The sequence below is a fragment of the Gordonia lacunae genome, from assembly GCF_002149015.1.
GTDB classification, from domain to species: Bacteria; Actinomycetota; Actinomycetes; order Mycobacteriales; family Mycobacteriaceae; genus Gordonia; species Gordonia lacunae.
On sequence record NZ_NGFO01000086.1, the window covers coordinates 1 to 944 of the forward strand.

Annotated in this window: 1 protein-coding gene and 1 pseudogene; both read right to left on the reverse strand. The window is 66.0% G+C overall.

Translation table 11 applies throughout. The features are described 5' to 3' along the window. Positions 1-93 precede the first annotated feature (93 nt). Positions 94-522 carry an NAD(+)--rifampin ADP-ribosyltransferase gene (arr, locus tag CA982_RS26230; protein ID WP_086537968.1) on the reverse strand — a complete coding sequence of 143 codons (429 nt, stop codon included), beginning with the start codon at positions 520-522 and terminating at the stop codon, positions 94-96. Between the two features lie 194 nt (positions 523-716). Continuing rightward, positions 717-944: pseudogene (locus CA982_RS26235) on the reverse strand (hypothetical protein); the annotation flags it as partial.

Genomic DNA, 944 nt, shown 5'->3' on the forward strand with positions numbered 1-944 from the left:
CACCCCGCCCCTCCCTCGTCGAAGCGCACCTCATGACACTCCTCGCCACTCACTGAGGGCCGCCCGGGATCACAACCTGACCCGGTGTTACAGCTAGTCGTAGAGAACCGCTTCGCCGCGCTGCCGGAGTGCCTCCAGCCCGGCCCGGAACTGTCGGAGGTATTCCGGCGAATGTCCCACCCAGTCCGTCATCTCGCCGACGACCCGGACCGGCCGGGCGCTCCGGTAGGAGCGGGTCGGGTTGCCGGGGAATTTCTTGTCGGTGACATTGGGATCGTCGTGTACGTCGTCCTGCGGTTCCACGATGTAGACCCGGGGGCGCCCGTCACCCACCGCCATCTCGGCCGCGAGCACCGCGCCGTCGAGCACCTTCGTCACGTAGACGTAGTTCGAGATGTGCTCGCGACGGTAGTTCGAGCGGTGGCCGGGAGTCAGGAAGTCGCCCACCCGAAGGTCGGCCCGGGTGCCGTGGAAGTAGGCCCCGGACTCGTGCTCCCGGAATCGTTCCGGGGTGTCCGCCATCTTTGGGTGGTCTGCATCGTGAGCCATCGATCGCCTCCTGCGTCTCGGTCGTCGAGCGATTGTGCACGGCCACCGGGGCCTTGCGGCAAGCCCCCGTCGTCGACATATGGTGGAAGTGGCGGGGTTCGGGGGCGGGCGACCCGCCCCCGAACCCATCTCGGTCCTCCCTCCTCCTCACCACGTGTTCGCTGTCCTCACCATTGGTCGAAGCCGACGTTGGCCTGGGGGTATCCGGTGTCGATGTGGTTGTTCATCCAGTAGTTCTGGGCGTGGGGTCCCCAGATGCTGCTCATGGCGGTGTTGACGTTGTGGGGGTGGTTGGTGAGTTGGTAGTTGGCGGTGGGGCCGAACAGTCCGATGCGGTAGATGGCGTTGACGTCGAGGTGGTTGGTGAAGGGTGCGGTGGCGGTGATGGTTTCGGT